The sequence below is a fragment of the Streptomyces sp. NPDC058872 genome (assembly GCF_042743065.1).
Taxonomy (GTDB): Bacteria; Actinomycetota; Actinomycetes; order Streptomycetales; family Streptomycetaceae; genus Streptomyces.
The window spans coordinates 108,693-124,150 of sequence record NZ_JBHYMK010000016.1; the positions used below are offsets into that span (position 1 = coordinate 108,693).

Annotated in this window: 13 protein-coding genes; 3 read left to right on the top strand and 10 right to left on the bottom strand. The window is 73.4% G+C overall.

Annotation, left to right across the window (positions count from 1 at the left end; translation table 11 throughout):
• Positions 1-56: 56 nt before the first annotated feature.
• On the top strand, positions 57-1,235 hold the full coding sequence (locus tag ACFW22_RS13115; RefSeq protein ID WP_386402452.1) for an Lrp/AsnC family transcriptional regulator: 1,179 nt from the start codon (positions 57-59) through the stop codon (positions 1,233-1,235).
• On the opposite strand, the gene ACFW22_RS13120 is transcribed toward ACFW22_RS13115, so the two are convergent.
• A complete protein-coding gene (locus tag ACFW22_RS13120; RefSeq protein WP_386402454.1) occupies positions 1,210-1,710 on the bottom strand; it encodes a MarR family winged helix-turn-helix transcriptional regulator in 501 nt (166 codons plus the stop codon). The genes ACFW22_RS13115 and ACFW22_RS13120 overlap by 26 nt on opposite strands.
• Before the next feature lie 39 nt (positions 1,711-1,749).
• On the opposite strand from ACFW22_RS13120, the gene ACFW22_RS13125 reads away from it, so the two are divergent.
• Positions 1,750-3,066 (top strand): MFS transporter, encoded by a 1,317-nt coding sequence (locus tag ACFW22_RS13125; protein ID WP_386402456.1) that lies wholly within the window; start codon positions 1,750-1,752, stop codon positions 3,064-3,066.
• Here the strand turns inward: ACFW22_RS13125 and ACFW22_RS13130 are convergent.
• The 3 genes from ACFW22_RS13130 to ACFW22_RS13140 all read right to left on the bottom strand — a co-directional run bounded on the left by ACFW22_RS13130 (position 3,047) and on the right by ACFW22_RS13140 (position 7,694).
• A complete protein-coding gene (locus ACFW22_RS13130; protein ID WP_386402458.1) occupies positions 3,047-3,667 on the bottom strand; it encodes a hypothetical protein in 621 nt (206 codons plus the stop codon). The genes ACFW22_RS13125 and ACFW22_RS13130 overlap by 20 nt on opposite strands.
• Positions 3,664-5,373 carry a serine/threonine-protein kinase gene (locus tag ACFW22_RS13135; protein WP_386402460.1) on the bottom strand — a complete coding sequence of 570 codons (1,710 nt, stop codon included), beginning with the start codon at positions 5,371-5,373 and terminating at the stop codon, positions 3,664-3,666. Before ACFW22_RS13135 ends, ACFW22_RS13130 begins: the two co-directional genes overlap by 4 nt.
• A gap of 335 nt (positions 5,374-5,708) precedes the next feature.
• Positions 5,709-7,694 (bottom strand): ATP-binding protein, encoded by a 1,986-nt coding sequence (locus tag ACFW22_RS13140; protein ID WP_386402462.1) that lies wholly within the window; start codon positions 7,692-7,694, stop codon positions 5,709-5,711.
• 380 nt (positions 7,695-8,074) lie between these two features.
• Here ACFW22_RS13140 and ACFW22_RS13145 point away from each other — a divergent pair, with 380 nt between their 5' ends.
• Entirely contained in the window at positions 8,075-9,028 is a 954-nt protein-coding gene (locus ACFW22_RS13145; protein WP_386402464.1) for a terpene cyclase, read from the top strand.
• Between the two features lie 100 nt (positions 9,029-9,128).
• On the opposite strand, the gene ACFW22_RS13150 is transcribed toward ACFW22_RS13145, so the two are convergent.
• The 6 genes from ACFW22_RS13150 to ACFW22_RS13175 form a co-directional block, all read right to left on the bottom strand.
• The gene (locus ACFW22_RS13150; protein WP_386402466.1) at positions 9,129-10,364 is read right to left on the bottom strand and encodes a nuclear transport factor 2 family protein; all 1,236 of its coding nucleotides are present in this window, start codon (positions 10,362-10,364) and stop codon (positions 9,129-9,131) included.
• Positions 10,365-10,541: 177 nt separating this feature from the next.
• A complete protein-coding gene (locus ACFW22_RS13155; protein WP_386402468.1) occupies positions 10,542-11,315 on the bottom strand; it encodes a 4'-phosphopantetheinyl transferase family protein in 774 nt (257 codons plus the stop codon).
• Positions 11,316-11,322: 7 nt separating this feature from the next.
• Entirely contained in the window at positions 11,323-12,618 is a 1,296-nt protein-coding gene (locus tag ACFW22_RS13160; RefSeq protein ID WP_386402470.1) for an MFS transporter, read from the bottom strand.
• A 57-nt stretch (positions 12,619-12,675) separates the two neighbouring features.
• Entirely contained in the window at positions 12,676-13,095 is a 420-nt protein-coding gene (locus tag ACFW22_RS13165) for a hypothetical protein (RefSeq protein ID WP_386402472.1), read from the bottom strand.
• The gene (locus ACFW22_RS13170) at positions 13,092-14,399 is read right to left on the bottom strand and encodes a glutamate synthase-related protein (RefSeq protein WP_386402474.1); all 1,308 of its coding nucleotides are present in this window, start codon (positions 14,397-14,399) and stop codon (positions 13,092-13,094) included. Before ACFW22_RS13170 ends, ACFW22_RS13165 begins: the two co-directional genes overlap by 4 nt.
• Positions 14,396-15,400: an asparagine synthetase A gene (locus ACFW22_RS13175; RefSeq protein WP_386402476.1), complete on the bottom strand. Its 1,005-nt coding sequence runs from the start codon at positions 15,398-15,400 to the stop codon at positions 14,396-14,398. The genes ACFW22_RS13170 and ACFW22_RS13175 overlap by 4 nt, the downstream gene beginning before the upstream one ends.
• Positions 15,401-15,458 lie beyond the last annotated feature (58 nt).

A 15,458-nucleotide genomic window follows, 5' to 3' on the forward strand; every position in this document is an offset into this window, starting at 1 on the left:
GTGTATCGTGGCGATCCGCGTCAACAGAAGAGATCATCCGCAGGGAACCACCGTCCATGAGCAGACATCTGCTGGAATCAGCCACCACCTCCGGCGTTCTCGACGAACTCGACCACCAAGTGATCACCGCCCTGCAGACCTCGCCGAGGGCGCGGTGGGAGCGGATCGGTGCGGCCGTCGGCGTGGACGCGTCGACGGTGGCGCGTCGCTGGAGACGGCTCACCGAGGCGGGTCACGCCTGGATGAGCTGTCACCCCACCGGCTTCGGCCCCGTTCCGCCGACCGTCGCCGTGATCGAGGTCGACTGTGCCTCCGGGAGCCTGCACCGGGTGGCCGCGGCCATCGTCGACGACCCGCACCTGATCACCATCGATCACGTGACCGGGTCCCGGGACCTGATCCTGACGGCGGCGTTCCCCGACCAGGCGGCACTCGCCCGCTACGTGGGGATGCGCCTGGAGGCCCTCCCGGGGGTCGCCGCGACCCGGTCCCAGATCGCCTCCACCCTGCACTCCGTGGGCAGCCGCTGGCGCCTGGACAGGCTGGCGCCCGGCGGCAGGGAGAACCTGGCGCCGTCCCCGACGCACCTCGGTGCCGGGGTCGGGCGGGGCCTGGCCCACGTGGACGAACTCGACCACCGGCTGTTCGGCCTGCTCGCGCAGGACTGCCGGCAGTCGGTCGCCGCGCTGGCACAGGGCAGCGGTGCGAGCGCCAGCACCGTGAGGCGACGCCTGGACCGTTTCCACCGCACGGATGCCCTCGTCTACCGCTGCGAGGTGGCCCGGTACCTCTCCGGCTGGCCGGTCTCGGTCACCCTGTGGGGCATCGCACCGCCCGGTGCCACGACCCGGATCACCGCGCACCTCGCCGCACAACGCGAAACCCGCCTCTGCGCATCCATCTCCGGCCCCCACAACCTGCTGCTGACGGTCTGGTTGCGCTCCGCGGAGGACATCCCCTCCTTCGAGACCCGCCTGTACTCCCGGTTCCCCGAACTGACCGTCACGGACCGGGCCGTGACCCTCTGGCCGCTCAAACTCGCCGGCCAGATCCTCGACCCGCAGGGGCGGCGCATCCGTGGCGTCCCCGTCGGCTTCTGGCACGACCCCGCCGCCGAGCGCTCGGAGGCGGACCTCGTGCGCCGTCTCGCCGCCCCGCCCGCGGCCCGGACCGACCGATCGGGGTCGAGCCGTCCACCCGTCGGGGGCCTCAGTCCCCGTGCTCCGGGAGCGTGAGGGCGAGTCGTTCCAACAGGCCGGCGAGTTCGGCCCGTTCGTCCTCGCCCAGCCCGGCGAGCAGTCGGCGCTGGTTGTCGAGGTGCACGGCGATGAGTTGATCGGTCAGGGCGACGCCCTCGGCGGTGAGCGTGACGAGGCGTCCGCGCGAGTCCGTCTCGTCAACGCTCCTGGAGACCAGCCCGCGGGCTTCGAGCCGGTCGACGCGCTTGGTGATGGCGCCGGTGGTGACGAGGACGGCGCGACTGAGGTCGCCCGCGGACAGGACGTGGGGCTCACCCGCTCGCCGCAGGGCGGCGAGCAGGTCGAAGTCCCCGCTGCCCAGGCCCGCAGCGGCGAACGGCGGTCGCAGGTGCTGGTCCAGGGTCTGGGTGAGGCGGAAGAGCCGGCCGATGACGAGCATCGGAGCGGCGTCGAGATCCGGGCGCTCACGTTTCCACTGGTCGACGATGGCGGCGATGGCGTCGGACGGCATGCCTTCATTCTATCTTCCACGGATGATAATTTCCCTTCCATGGAAGATAAATCCGCCCCTCGGGTCGTCCCCGCTGCGGTCCCCCCGCCCGGTGCCGGTGCTCCCGCCCGCCGCCGCCTCATCGCCGCGGGCCTCACGACCTCGATCGGCGACGGCATGTACGTACCGCTGACCATGTTGTTCGTCCACGGGCTCACCGGGCTGTCCCTCACCTCGATCGGCACCGGCCTCACCATCGCCGGACTCGTCGCGCTCGCCTTCATGCCGGCCACGGGCATCCTCATCGACCGTTGCGGCGGCCGGCGCGTGCTCGTCGGGGTGCTCGCGCTGCGCGCGATCGGGTTCGCCGCCTACCCGCTCGCCGACTCCTACCCGGCCTTCCTGACGATCGCCCTGGTGGTGGCGGTGGGCACGTGGGCGTCCGCACCGAGTCAGCAGTCGCTCATCGGCGACCTCGCCCGGGGGACGGAGCGCGACAGGCTGCTGGCCTGGGACCGCAGCCTGCGCAACGCCGGCATGGGCGGGGGGAGCCTGGCGGCGGCCGGCATGCTGGCGTGGCGCGGGACGGCCGGCTTCATCGTGGCCGCCGAGGTGCTCGCGGTGCTCTTCGCCGTCGCAGCCGTCCTGGTCGCCCGGATCCCCCGCGTCCGCAGCACCACCGACCAGCCGCGGCCCGCCGGCGGATACCGGAGGGTGCTCACCGACCGGCCGTACCTCCTGCTCACCACGGCCAACTTCCTGATCGCCTTCGGCTACACCACCCAGGCCATGGCCCTGCCGGTGTTCCTCACCCGCGACGTCGCGCTGCCCGATGCCCTGGCCGGAGCCGTCTTCGCGGTCAACACCGCCCTGGTCGCCGCACTCGGCGTCCCCACCGCACGGCTGGCCTCACGCGGACGGCGAACCCGTACGGCCGCACTCGGCGCGGTCACCTTCGCGCTCTCGTTCGCCGCCTTCGCCGCCCTGCCCCGACTCGTCCACGGCCCGGGAGCCCTCCTCGCCGTCCTGGCGGTCGCGGTGCTCTACACCACCGGCGAACTCGTGCACTCCGCCCCCTCGCAGGGCCTCTCCGTCCAGGCCGCCCCCGATCACCTGCGGGGGCGCTACCTGTCGGTCTACCAACTGTCCTGGTCGGTCTGCCGCACCATCGCCCCCATGCTGTTGGGCTTCTTGCTCGACACCGGCCCGTGGCACCTGTGGACGGTCCTCGCCCTGCTGGTCCTCACCGGTGCGGCGGTCCTCCTCCTCGCCGAGCGCTCGCTACCGGAACGGGCGAACCGCGCGCCCCGGCGGAATGCCGACGGGGCGCACGGGGCCGAGCTGCCCCGGTCCGCGCTCACTCGCAGCGGTAGGTGAACGTCCCCTCCGCGGCATGGGCGGTCGGAGAGGTGATCACGAGTCGCGCCACGGCCCGGTGGGTGCCGGTCCCGTGGAAGGTCCACAGGAGGTGGAGCCTGGCCTCCTCCTGTCCCCGCGCCAGGGTCTCGCGCAGGGGTTCGGAACGGGTTCCGTCGCTGCGCTCCCAGTGATAGGTGAGGGTCCCCGGACGCCCGTCGGTCCGTACCAGGCCCAGCACGTTCGCAGTGCCGTCACAGGCGAGCGGCTGCTCGGACGCGGTGACGTCGACGGCCCGGACCGCGACCCGGGGACCGTACTCGCGCCAGACGAGGAAGCCCAGGACGAGGAGCAGGATCACGGCGGCGGGGACGTACCTGCGGGGCCACCGGGCCCGGGACGGACGGGGCGGCGTCGGGGCACCGGGCAGGGTGCCGTGCCAGATCTGGGCCGCGGTGGGGGTGTTCTCGACGCGGCGGACGACGGCCGCGGTCACTCCGGGGCCGAAGCGGAGGACTTCTCCCTCGACCCGATCGGGTGCCTGCTCCGACGCCTGCTCCGGCTCCGGTCCCTGGAACCAGTGGCTGCCCAACTCGGTGGCGCTGTAGTCGTCGTCGTTCATCTGATCACACACCGCTGGAGGAAGATCTGCTGCAGGGAACCGCCGTTCGCGGCGGCCGGGTCCGTCGTAGCGCGCGCTCCCCAGTAACAACCGGCGTTCCGAACCGTGTGCGGGACCGTCAGCGCGTACCGGGTGGCCCCTTCCCGCCGGAAGGTCACGGAACCGTCGGGCGTGCCCGGCACCCCCTTCTCGTCGCTGGTGAACCATTCGACGAGGAGGGTCACCGGCCCGACTCCGTCCGTCGTGATCTCGACCGTCGCCTCGGCGGTCGCGTACCCGGTCTGGCGCAGGCTCGTGACCGAGACCCCGGTGACGGAGACCGGCGGCCTGGTCGGCGGCCTCGTCAGGGGCGGGACGATGGTGGGCGAGACCCTGGTGGGCGGGACCGTGGTGGGCGGGACGGTGGTGGGCGGGACGGTGGTGGGCGGAAGCAGGGTGGGGGGAATCGTGATCGGCGGGGCCGGTGGCGTCGTGGTGGGCGTGGAGGGCGTGGAAGGGGTGTCGGGCGTCTCGGTGGGGGTGGAGCTGGAGGATTCCGACGGGGTGGGCGGGTCCGAGACCGTCGGAGTGGACGTCGCCGTCGGCGGCTGCGTGGGATCCGGGCCGGGATCCGGTGGGCTCGGGTCCGGCGTCGTGCTCGTCGTCGCGAAGGCCTGAGCGGTCTCGTCGCCGTTCGGCTCCTCTCCTCCGGCCCGTGCGGCGAGGGCGAGCAGCAGTGCCAGGACCAGCGCAGCCGCTCCGGCAGGCAGCCCCCTGAGGAGATGGCGGCGCGGGCGCGGTGCCGGCGGTCGGGGCAGGGTGGTCGTGGCGAGCGCGGTCATGCCCTGGGCCGGAGCGCCCTGGGAGGGGAAGAGCAACGGCAGCAGCGCGGCCAGCGCCGCGAGGCGCCCCCGCCCCCGCTCCTCCCAATCGGGGCCGTAGGCGGCCGTGGCGATCGACTCCAGTTCGCTGACGAACGCATCCGCGTTCTCGGGCCGTTCGTGGGGAGCCTTGGCCAGACCCCGACGAATCAGCGGACGCAGTGGCTCCGGCGCCTGGCCGTCCGGTACCGGCGCCTCCAGGTGCTGGAGCGCGAGCTCGGCGAAGTTGTCCCCCGCGAAGGGCTTGTGACCGGTGAGGCACTCGAAGAAGGTCGCGGTTGCCGCATAGACGTCGGCCGCCGGGGCGGCGGGGGCGCCGTTCCACTGTTCGGGCGCCATGTAAGCGGGCGTTCCGGCGACGCCGGGCCTGCTGTCCCGGCCGGCCGCGATCCCGAAGTCGACCAGTTTGGACGATCCGTCGGCGGCGACCAGCACGTTCTCGGGCTTGTAGTCACGGTGCACCACGCCTGCCCGGTGGGCGGCGGCGAGCCCCAGGAGCGAGCCCTTGAGGACCACGAGCGCGGCCTCGGGGCCGGTCGATCCCTCCTGGGCGAGGAGGGCGCGCAGCGCGACGCCGTCCACCAGCTCCATGACGATGGCCGCCCCCTGCGGTGCCTCGACGTACTCGTACAGCCCCACGACGTGTCGGCTGTCGAGGGCACCCAGGAGACGGGCCTCGGAGCGGAATCCGCGGACGAACGCCTCGTCCGTGCGCAGCCGCTCGCTCAGGTACTTCACGGCGACCGGCACACCGGTCCCGTCGTGGGTGGCCAGCACCACGCGCCCGCTGCCGCCCGAGCCGAGTTCCCTGGACTCCGTGTATCCCGGGACCACCCATGCGCTCATCCTCGTCCCCCTCCCTCCGCCGTGGCCTTCTTCCCCCACAGAGACAAATTCTCGCCACGGCCGGTTCCCAGCGATAGGGGGAAGCCGGTGCTTGTGGACGTCACGTACCGAAGAGGGTCGCGGCAAGCGGTTGCCCGGGCGTCCGGCGCCGGGTGCGAGTGGTGCTGCGGCTCGGTGAACCGCGCCCGGACAGCACCGGGGACGGGCCGACCGCCCGGGACGCGGCAACGCAGCCGGCAGAGAGGCAGACGGCCCATGCCGGTCGTCGACGCCCGGATGCGGCACCCGACGCTCCGCCGCTCGAACCACGGGGTGTGCGGGTCCTCAGCACCGGGTCATCGCTGCGCCGAGGTGGCCTCGGCAGGCGGTTTCGACGCTCCGTCACGGGGCCCCGGTACGTGCCGGAGGCGGTGCGGCGCCGGTGCGGTTGCCGTCGCCCCGGGTTCGAGGGCGACCAGGAGGCGGCGCAGTGCCCGGTGCGCCTGCGGGGCGTCGAGCCGGGACTCCAGCTCCGCCAGGGCGCGGCGGGCCTGGTGGCGGGCGCGCCCGGTGCGTCCGGCGCGGTGATCGGCGAAGGCCCGGGCGTAGTGGGCCAGGGCGGCGGCCCAGGCATCGTTCGCACAGGTCGGCTGGGCCAGGGCGCGACGGGCGGTGCGGACGGCCGTCGCCGGGGTGCGGTGGGCCTGGACGAGGGCCAGCGCAGCAAGGCTCACGCCGGGCGGTGGGCCTCCGGGAGCCCCGCAGGGCGTGGTCTCCGCGGCCTGTTGGTAGTACCTCATGGCCGTTTCGGCGTCCTGCCGCCGCCAGGCGAGGGTGCCGTGCACATGGGCGATGCGACCCAGCAGGGCGTCGTCGCCGGCGAGCACGGCGGCCGGCCAGGCCAGGGACAGCAGCCGTTGGGCCGTCCGGGGGTCCCGGGCCGCGCCGAGCCAGGCCGCGAGCCACCGGCCGTGCGCTGCGAGCGGGCTGCCGGAGGGGAGTCGGGCCAGCAGCACGTGCAGATGGGCGCCCCCTTCCTCGGCACGCTCCTGGACCACCCACCAGAACCACAGGTGGAGCACGGCCTGCAGGGCCTCCTCGACGTGTCCGGCGCCGGCCGCGCACCGCCGTACCAGGGCCACCAGGTCCTCGTGTTCGTCCTGGACGGTCCGAAGGGCCTCGCGCTGGAGGCCCGTGTTCCAGAGGGTCTCGGCGACGGCCGCCGTGTCGCGGACGTGGGCGGCGTGCAGATCTCGGGTCATCGGCCCTTCGCCCGCTGCCGACAGCCGTTCGGCGCCGAAGTCCCGGGCCGCCCGCGCCATGCGGTAGCGGTGCTGGCGCACCCCTCCTGCTTCCCCGTGCACCTGGAGCACCCCCGTGGCGCTCAACGCCGCCAGCGCGGGCGGCACCTCGTGCGGCGCGAGGTCGGCTCCGGAGCACAGGGGCACGGCCGCCGCCTCCGTGAAGGTTCCGGAAAAGGCGCTGAGGCGCCGCCAGACCTTGCGGGCCGCCGGTTCGCACAGGGCGTGCACGGCTCCCATGGAGGTCCGCAGCGTGCGGTGCCGCCGCAGGAGCGGGGCCGGGTCGGCCAGCCTGCACGGGCCCGATTCGAGGTGGTCGGCCAGTTCCTCCATCGTCCACTCGCCCAGTCGGCCGGCAGCGAGTTCGAGGGCCAGGGGAACGCCTTCGAGCAGTCGGCACACCCGTGTCACGGCCGTCGGATCGGGCTCTCCTCGCCATCCGTGCGCACGGGCGCGGGCGAGCAGGAGCTCCGCGGCCGGCGAGGAGCGTGCCCGCCCCGCCCCGGGCTCGTACCACAACGGCTCCAGGCGCAGCACCGTCTCGTCGCCGAGTCCGAGCGATCGCCGTGCCGTGACGAGGACGCGTACGGTCGGAAGGGCCATCAGCAGGGTCTGGACGAGACCGATGCCCTCCGTGTGCACGGGGTCGACGTCATCCAGGAACAGCAGCACTCCGCCGGGTGGGGCCGATCGGTCGGCCGCGGGGGGTCGCGTCCCTCCGGGTTCCCAGGAGAGCCCGGTGGCGCCGAGCGCCCGGGAGACCTTCGCCGTCAGGGCCCGGCGCCCCACGGGAACCCCGTCGTGCCATCGCACCCGAACGACCCTCCGACGGGGGTCGGTCGGCAGGGAGGAGACGGCCGCCAGGGCCAGTCGGCTCTTCCCGGTCCCGGCCGCTCCGGTCACGGTGACCAGCCGGTGTCCGGCGAGGGCCGTCCGGAGCACGGCGAGCTCTTCGTCACGACCGATCAGGGCGTGCCCTTCCCGGTGGCACCCCACGAACGGGGCCTCGTGTCCCTCGCTCCGAGTCCACGTCTCAGGCACCGCGCACCATCCCCATCGTCGTTCTCGACACTGACCCGCCGGAACCACGCAGTACGGAAGAAACCTGCAGGTCCGAATTGCAGAATCGTCACTGCAACGGGCGTCACGGCAACCCCAACGCTCCCGCCCCGCCACGAGTGGCGCACGACGACGCCGAACCACCCGCCACGACGAAGGGGGGAACAGGAGACCGATGCCACGCAGCCCCACTCGACGAACCGGCCCGGGAGGTCCACCCTGGACCCGACCCGGAGGAGTCTCTTCCGTTGGCTTGAAAGGGATCCGCTTGACGCGTCTGGCAGTTAATGATCAATTCGAGTAATCTTCGATCGCGCCGGGGGGCGTCTGACGATCACCCGGGAGCAGAACTTGGGGGACAGATGCCCAACGTCGCATTGCTCGACCTGCCGTTCCCACCTCGCAGCAATCCGCACCGGGTGTCCGTCACGCGGCGCCATCAGGACTGGCTGCTCCGCCACGACGGACTGGCCGTCACCATCGACCTGCCGTCGTACGACCGGTGGGACGTACCCCGACTCGCCGCGTTCACCAGCCCCTACAGTGCCGCCGACGACCTCGGTCTCGCCGCGGACCTGCTCGGCTTCTACTTCCTCTTCGACGACCGCTTCGACTCCGCCCTCGGTCGGGCTCCGGCACAAGTGGCCGAGATGTGCACCCGTCTGACGTCCCTCCTGCACGGGAACGATCCCGCCCCCGACATCCGGACACCGGTCGAGCAGGCCTTCGCCGACCTCTGGGCACGCAGCGAGCGCGGCATGTCCGCCCGATGGCGAGCCCGGGCCGCCTACAACTGGGAGTGGTACTTCGCCTGCCACCCGGCCGAGGCCGCCGGTCGGCTCTCCGGGCGGCTCCCGGACCGGGAGGGCTACCTGGCGCTCCGTCGGGGCACCGCCGCGATGGAAACCCTCTTCGACATGGTCGAGCGGCTGAACCGCTTCGAACTGCCGCAGGAGGTGCTGCACCACCCGACCTTCCGGCGCATGAGGCAACTGGCCGCGGACATCCCGTCGTTCACCAACGACGTCCACTCGTACGACCAGGAGATCGCCCGCGGTGACGTCGCCAATCTGGTCATGATCGTCTGCGAGGAGCGCGGCGGCACCCCGGAGGAGGCGGCGGCCCAGGTCATGTGCGAGGCCCAGGGGATGGTCGACCGCTTCGTCGAGCTGTCGTCCGAAGTCCCCTGGATCTGCGACCTCCTCGGTCTCTCCCCGGCCGCACGCGAGGCCGCCCACCGCTACGTCGACGGCCTCACCGCCTGGATCGCCGGTTACCACCGCTGGGAGATCGCCACCGGTCGCTACGGCAACTGAGCCGCCGGTGGGGGGCGGTCGCCCGGGGGCCCGCCCCGTCGCCGCAGGGCCGCGGGGCGGACGAGGGCCGCACGGCGCGACCGCGTCAGGCCGACCGAGGTCAAGGACGCGGATGCGCTGCGGCGGCCCGTCGGTGGTACGCCTTGTTGGCGATCCGCCAACCGTCCTCGCCCCGCACCAGCAGGAAGACGTCCACGAAGGCATCGGCACCGTGCAACAGCGTCATGGTCGCGGTCGCGACGGTGCCGTGGACGTCGACCGCGTCGACGAGCCGGGAGCGATCGCGCTCGTCCGGGGCCGGGTGCCCCGGGAACAGCGCACAGTACGCATCGAGGGGCCAGGAGACGAACGCGCCTTCCCGGACGCCCTCGATGTGGGCCGTGGGCAGGAAGGCATCGCGGAAGTGGGCGGGATCTCCCGTGGCGTGGCCGCGGGCATAGGCGCGCAGTGGTTCGAGCACGGCGTCTTCCACCGGGGGGACCGTCGCGGCGAGGGCGATGTCGGCCTCGGGGCCGGCGGGGGAACCCGCGAGACCGGCCGGAGCGCCCAAGGGGGTGTCCGAGGCCCCGGCAAGTAGTGCCATGTCCTTGGCGAGCGCCCCGACCGTGAATTCGGCCGGGCCGGAAGGGTGCCCCGTGAGGAACGGACGCTTGCGGGCCACCAGCCCACCGAGAGGGCCGAGTGCGAGGACGTCCAGCGCCTCGGCGCGCGGCAGTCCGAGGGCATCGGCCTGCCGGAGGGAGTCGCGGAGCGCGAGGACCGCTCCGGCAAGGCTGCTGTTGGCGACCAGCTTCAGCGCCGCGGCAGTGGAGGCGTCTTCGACGTGCCGCATGGTGCCCAGCACTTCCAGTACCGGTCGGACGCGGTCCCGTACGCCTCCGTCCGCAGCGGCGAGGATCTGCAGGGCTCCGGCGGCCACGGCCGGCACGGAGCCCAGCACCGGGGCGTGGACGTAGGAAGGGCCGAACTCCCGCGACAGTGCGGATGCTTCGGCAGGGGCGACGGTGCTCGTGTTGATGACGACCGTGCCCGTGGGCAAGGCCTCACGGACCTCGTCGAGCACCCGACGACAGGCCGGCCCGTCGAACAGGGACAGCAGGACGACATCGGCCTTCGCCACGGCGTCGGCGGGGGTGACGGCGGTCCGAACGGCGCCTGCGGTTCGTCCCGAGCGCGTCCAGCCGGTGACGTCCCGCCCCAGGGCGTCCAGTCGCGTGGCGATGGCCGAGCCCATGCGCCCCAGGCCGAGCACGGCGATCGTGTGCGGTGTGGTCATGTCCTCCATCGTGGCGCCGGGCCATCCATGCGACAAGCGATGATCTCGCAGGCGAGCCATGCCCCTTGCGCATGGCTCTGTCGTTCGGGTCCGAGGGAGGGCGGCGCGGCCCGGCGGCGGTGCTTCCCGGCCGGTCCCGGAACCGAACGGGACCGGACCGCGGTGTCGCACCGCAGTTCCTGAGGACCGGGGTCGACGTGCGGGGTCGAAGTGCGGGGTTGCCGCTGCCGGGGCGCTTCACCCTTGCAGCGCCACCGCGGCACGGTGCCCCTCCGGCACGGCGACGTCGATCAGGAGCCATCCGGTCGGCGCGGACGGCACCGGACCGGAACCGACGTAGTCGGCGGACGGGTCGGCCCCCAGACCGATGCCGAGCCCCTTCAGGTAGGCCTCCTTCCTGGTCCAGACCCTGGCGAAGGCAGCAGGGCGCAGGGCCGGGGCGAGGGTGGCGAGCTCCGCCGCCTCCGCCGGGTGGAGCACCTCCGACGCCTCCGCCACCGTATGGGGCGCCGGCACCCGTTCGATGTCGACTCCGACGGGGGTGGAGGCGAGGGCGATCAGGCTCAGCCCCTCGCAGTGCGAGAGCGAGAAGTGCAGTCGCCGCCCCGGGAGCACCGGCCGTCCGTGCGGTTCGCCGCAGCAGGGACAGGGCGCCCGGGCCACCGAAACGGCACGGGGCGCGACGTCCAGATGGGCTCCGAGCAGACGCCGCAGCCCCACGTGTGCGCACAGGTACGTGGCGCGGTCGGCGGGACGTCGGAACTCGTCGGCCCGCGCCAGCTCCCTCGTGTCCAGGACGAGGGGCGCGTAACGGGCGACCGTGTCCTGGTGCAGGTCGGTGGCGACCAGCCAGAGTTGGGGGCGGACCGGACGGAGTTCGGGCAGCGGTGACAGGGGGGTGGACAGGAGGGGAAGGGCGGCGGGGACGAGGAGGTCACCCCCCGGGCGGCCGGTCCTCGCAGGGCCGGCCGAGGGGGATTCCTGCGCTGGCGGAAGGAGCAGCGGGATCATGTCTGCCTCACACGGAAGTGGCGGTGGGCTCCGGTGCGATGCGGGGAGCGCTCTCGGCCCGCGGTGGGACGGTCGCCGTCCCGCCCCGCAGGGCGAGGGCCGCGGCGACCGGGGAACAGAGGGCGAGGGCTGCGCACAGCAGCCAGGTCCCGGTCACCCCGAGGAACAGGGAGACGGGGCTGAACAGGGCCAGGGACAGCGGCGCCGCACCGATCCCGGAGAGGGCGAAGGTCGACATCGCGGCACCCATGCTCCCTTCGGGAACGGCCTGCTGGTAGCCGGTCACCAGCGCCGGCCCGTTGAGGCCGGACAGCAGGCCGACGGCGCCGGCGGTGGCGGCCAACACCAGGGACGAGGGCACGAGCGCCATGGCTGCCATGCCGACCGCGAGGCCGACACCGGTCACCACGAGCTTGGTGCGTGCCGGAATCCGGTGGGCGAGGGCGGCCCCCAGAGCGGCGGACGCGAGTGCACCGGCGCCGAAGACGGACAACACCATGGCGACGGCGCCGACGCCCCACCCCTCTTCGGACGCCCGGAGGGGCAGCGCGACTTCGGCCGGCCACAGGAACGCCAGGTCCATGCAGAAGCAGGCGACGAACATCCATCGCAGTCGTGGGTGCGCAGCGAGCAGCCGGAAGCCGTCGCCGGACCGGCGCAGCAGGGAGGGGCCCTGGGGAGCGGGCTCGGGCCGCGCCATGCCCCGGGTGACGTGGGCGGCACAGCCGAGCCAGACGGCGCAGCCGACCGCACCGGCCGCCATGGCGACGGGGAGGCCTCCGACGGTGACGAGCCAGGCTCCGAGCGGTGATCCCGCAATGGGGGCGAGGCGGAGCACCATGGAGAAGAGCGAATTGGCGCGGCCCAACTGTTCCCGCGGGGCGAGGCGGGGCAGCAGCACCCCGGAGGCCGGTCCGGAGATGCCGAGGAGCAGGCCGTCGACGAGGGCGACCACGATCAGCGGCCAGAGGGTCTCGGTGGTGACGGTGACCGCGGTTCCGGCTGCGAGGACGAGGATGCGGGTGCCGGTCGCGCGGAGCAGGACCGCACGGGGGCCGAGCACATCGGCGAGCGCGCCGCCGAAGAGGAGGAGCAGGGCGCGCGGCAGGGTGGCGGCGAGGGTGACGTAGGTGACGGCTTCCCGGCCACCGAGCTGGACCGCCGTCCAGCTCATGGCGATGAGGAGGGCGAAGCTGCCGGCTTGGACGGCGGCCTGGCCGATGACGAGACTGCTGACGCGGCGCCAGTCGACGGTGGTCTTCTGCTCCGCCGGTGCGCTGGTGGTGGTCGGGGGCGTTGCCATGGTGTCGGCTTCCTGTGGTCGGAGGAGGGCGGTCGGGGCGTGGTGGAGACCCCGTCGTCAGAGGGGCGGGCGGACCCGGACCCGGGAGTCGACCGGGTCGCCGCGGAGCGTCGCGGCGACCGCGAGGGCCACGGCGCGGTCGGCGGCGCGGCGCACCGCACGGTGCCCGCGGGGGCCGCGGGCGGGGGGTCGGCAGGTGCTCCGGGCGCTCGGGCGGGGGGTGCACAGCTCGACGCGTCCTCCGAGGTAGCCGCGGCCCGCCTCGGCGAGGACGCGCTGCGCCGTCCGTCGGGCCGCATCGGCCAGGAGCGCCCCGTGGACGGCATCGCCGACGGAGCGGTTGGCGTCCACGGCAGTGGGGCCGGCATCGTCGCCCCCGGCACCGTGGGAGAGGTGCACGGTGATGCCGGGGGCTTCGCGGACGGAGAAGCGGGCCCGGACCGTGCAGTCCCCGCCGCGCCTGCGACGGACGGTCATGACGTCGCCCTCGCGGGCTCCGGGCCGGCAGGGAACGGAAGGGCGGCCTGGTGCTCGACGTGCGCCGGGTGGCCGTCGGGCCACCACAGGTCTTCGGGCTCCAGTGCGGTGACGGTGTACTTGCCCAATGCGCTGATGAGGAGGCGCAGTTCGAGGGCGATGCTCTCGACGAGGCGTTCCAGTCCGCGGTCGGGGTCCTCGTCGACGGCCAGCAGGGCCGCTCGTCCGAGGCCCACGGCCCCGGCTCCCAGGGCGAGGGCGCGCACGGCGCGACCGCCCTCCCACATTCCGCCGCCGGCCAGGAGGCAGCCGGCGGGGCGGCCGATGCGGCGCAGGCATTCCGCGAGGGGCAGTCCGACGTGGTCGAGGAAGACTCCGGGAGCCCAGCCGGTACCGCCCTCGGCCCCGTCGACGGTGACGGCGTCCGCTCCGGCGGACCAGGCTGCGCGAGCGGCACGGGCCACGTCACGGCCGGGGTGGAACTTCACCCAGGTACGGGCCTTGGGGAAGTTGTTCCGCATGAACCGCAGCTGCTGGCGGAGGATCTCCTCGGTGAAGGTGCCGGGGGTGGCGCAGCGCAGCTGGCGCTCGCCGTCGCGGTCGAAGACCTTGCGGACGGTGAAGCGGCGGGCGAGCTGTTCCGCCTCCGCCCCGTCGACGACCGTCATGCCGCCGAGGCCGGGTTTGGCCCCCTGACCGGTCTTCAGCTCGAAGGCGAGCCGGCCCGTCTCCAGGAGGGGACGGAATGCGGGGTCGCTGTAGAGGAGGTTCCAGACTTCGGAGTCGGCGTCCTCGGTGGACTGTTGGACGACGATGCCGCCGACTCCTTCGGGCGCGGCGTCCAGGTACGCCTCGACACGGGTGAGGAGCGCGGACCGGGTGGCGTCGCCGGCGCGGCGGTAGCCGTGCACGGGGATCATGTTCTCGCCGATGACCATGGGGATGCCGAGGCGGGCTGCCTGCCGGCTCGCGTGGACGGCGAGGTCTCCGCTGCCGGCCCGGGTCGAGCCGAAGGCGGACAGGTAGAGCGGGAGCCGTGCGGTGAAGCCGCCGACGCGGGAGCCGAGGTCGACGTCGGTGAACTCCGGTTCGCGGGCGAGGTCGATGAGCTTTTCGAGGCGTTGGGGCATGAAGACGGGCGGGACGAGGCGCGCCCGGTCGAGGGCGTCGCTAGGGGGCACGGCGCCGGGGCCGTACAGCCGCGCACCGTATCCGGCGGGGTCGGGGAAGACCTCGGCGGTACCGTTGCGGGCGCGGGCGCGGACCGCCTGCTCGGGGAAGTCCGGGGCGCTGAGGGCGGTCACGGGGCCACCACCCCGGGGAGCTTGGGGTAGGCGCTGACCTGCCACAGCGCATCGAGGCCGGTGAGGAAGCGGACCAGGCGCTGCAGACCCATGCCGAATCCGGCACTGGCCGGTATCCCCTCGCGGGCTTCCTTGAGGTACCAGGCGTACTTGGCGGGGTTCTCGCCGCTCTCCCGCATGCGGGTGACGATGGTGGCGTAGTCGGCCTCGCGCTCGCTGCCGGAGACGAGCTCGCCGTAGCCGTGCGGGGCGATCAGGTCGAAGTTGCGCAGCACGCCGGGGCGGTCGGGGTCCTCCCGGTCGTAGAAGCCGCGGGACCCCTTGGGGTAGTCGTTGATGAAGAAGGGGCGGTCGCCCTCCAGGGAGAGGAGCCGCTCGCCGGCCCAGTCGATCTCGCCGTCGGGGTTCTGCGGGTGGCCGGCGGCGAGCAGCCGGGCGACGGCCTCGTCGTGGGTGCAGACGTCGTACTTGCCGGATCGGAGGTCGGCGAAGTCGTTCTCGAACCGGCCCAGTCCGGTGAGGACGTCGGGGATGGTCGTCCAGACGTGCTCGGCGACGTGGGTGAGCAGCCCGGCGGCGATCTCCTGGGCCTCTTCGCGCCCCGCATCGGCGATCTCGACGTCGATCTGGTGGAACTCGACGAGGTGGCGCCCGGTGCCGGCGGTCTCCTCGGGTTCGACGCGCACGTTGGGGGCGATGTAGAAGAGGCGGGGAAAGCCCCTCAGCGACGCCTGCTTGTAGAGGATGGCGCTGGTCATCAGTTTGTACGGGTGCCCGTAGTAGTCGACGTCGAGGGCCTTGGCGCCGCGCCCGCCGGGATCGGTGACGGGACCGACGAGCGGGGGCAGCAGTTCGGTGAAGCCCTGGCTGCGCAGGTAGCCGCGGGCCGCGTGCAGGGCCTCCTGCTGGACGAGCATGGCGGCGCGCAGCTGCGGCGACCGGAGGTGCTCGCCGAGCGGGGGCGGGGACGCCGGTGCGTCGGTGGGGAGGGTCTGGTCCATGACGGTCTCCTGTTCGGGGTGGTCGCGGATGGTTCGGGCGGAGGTCGCCGACCGCGGG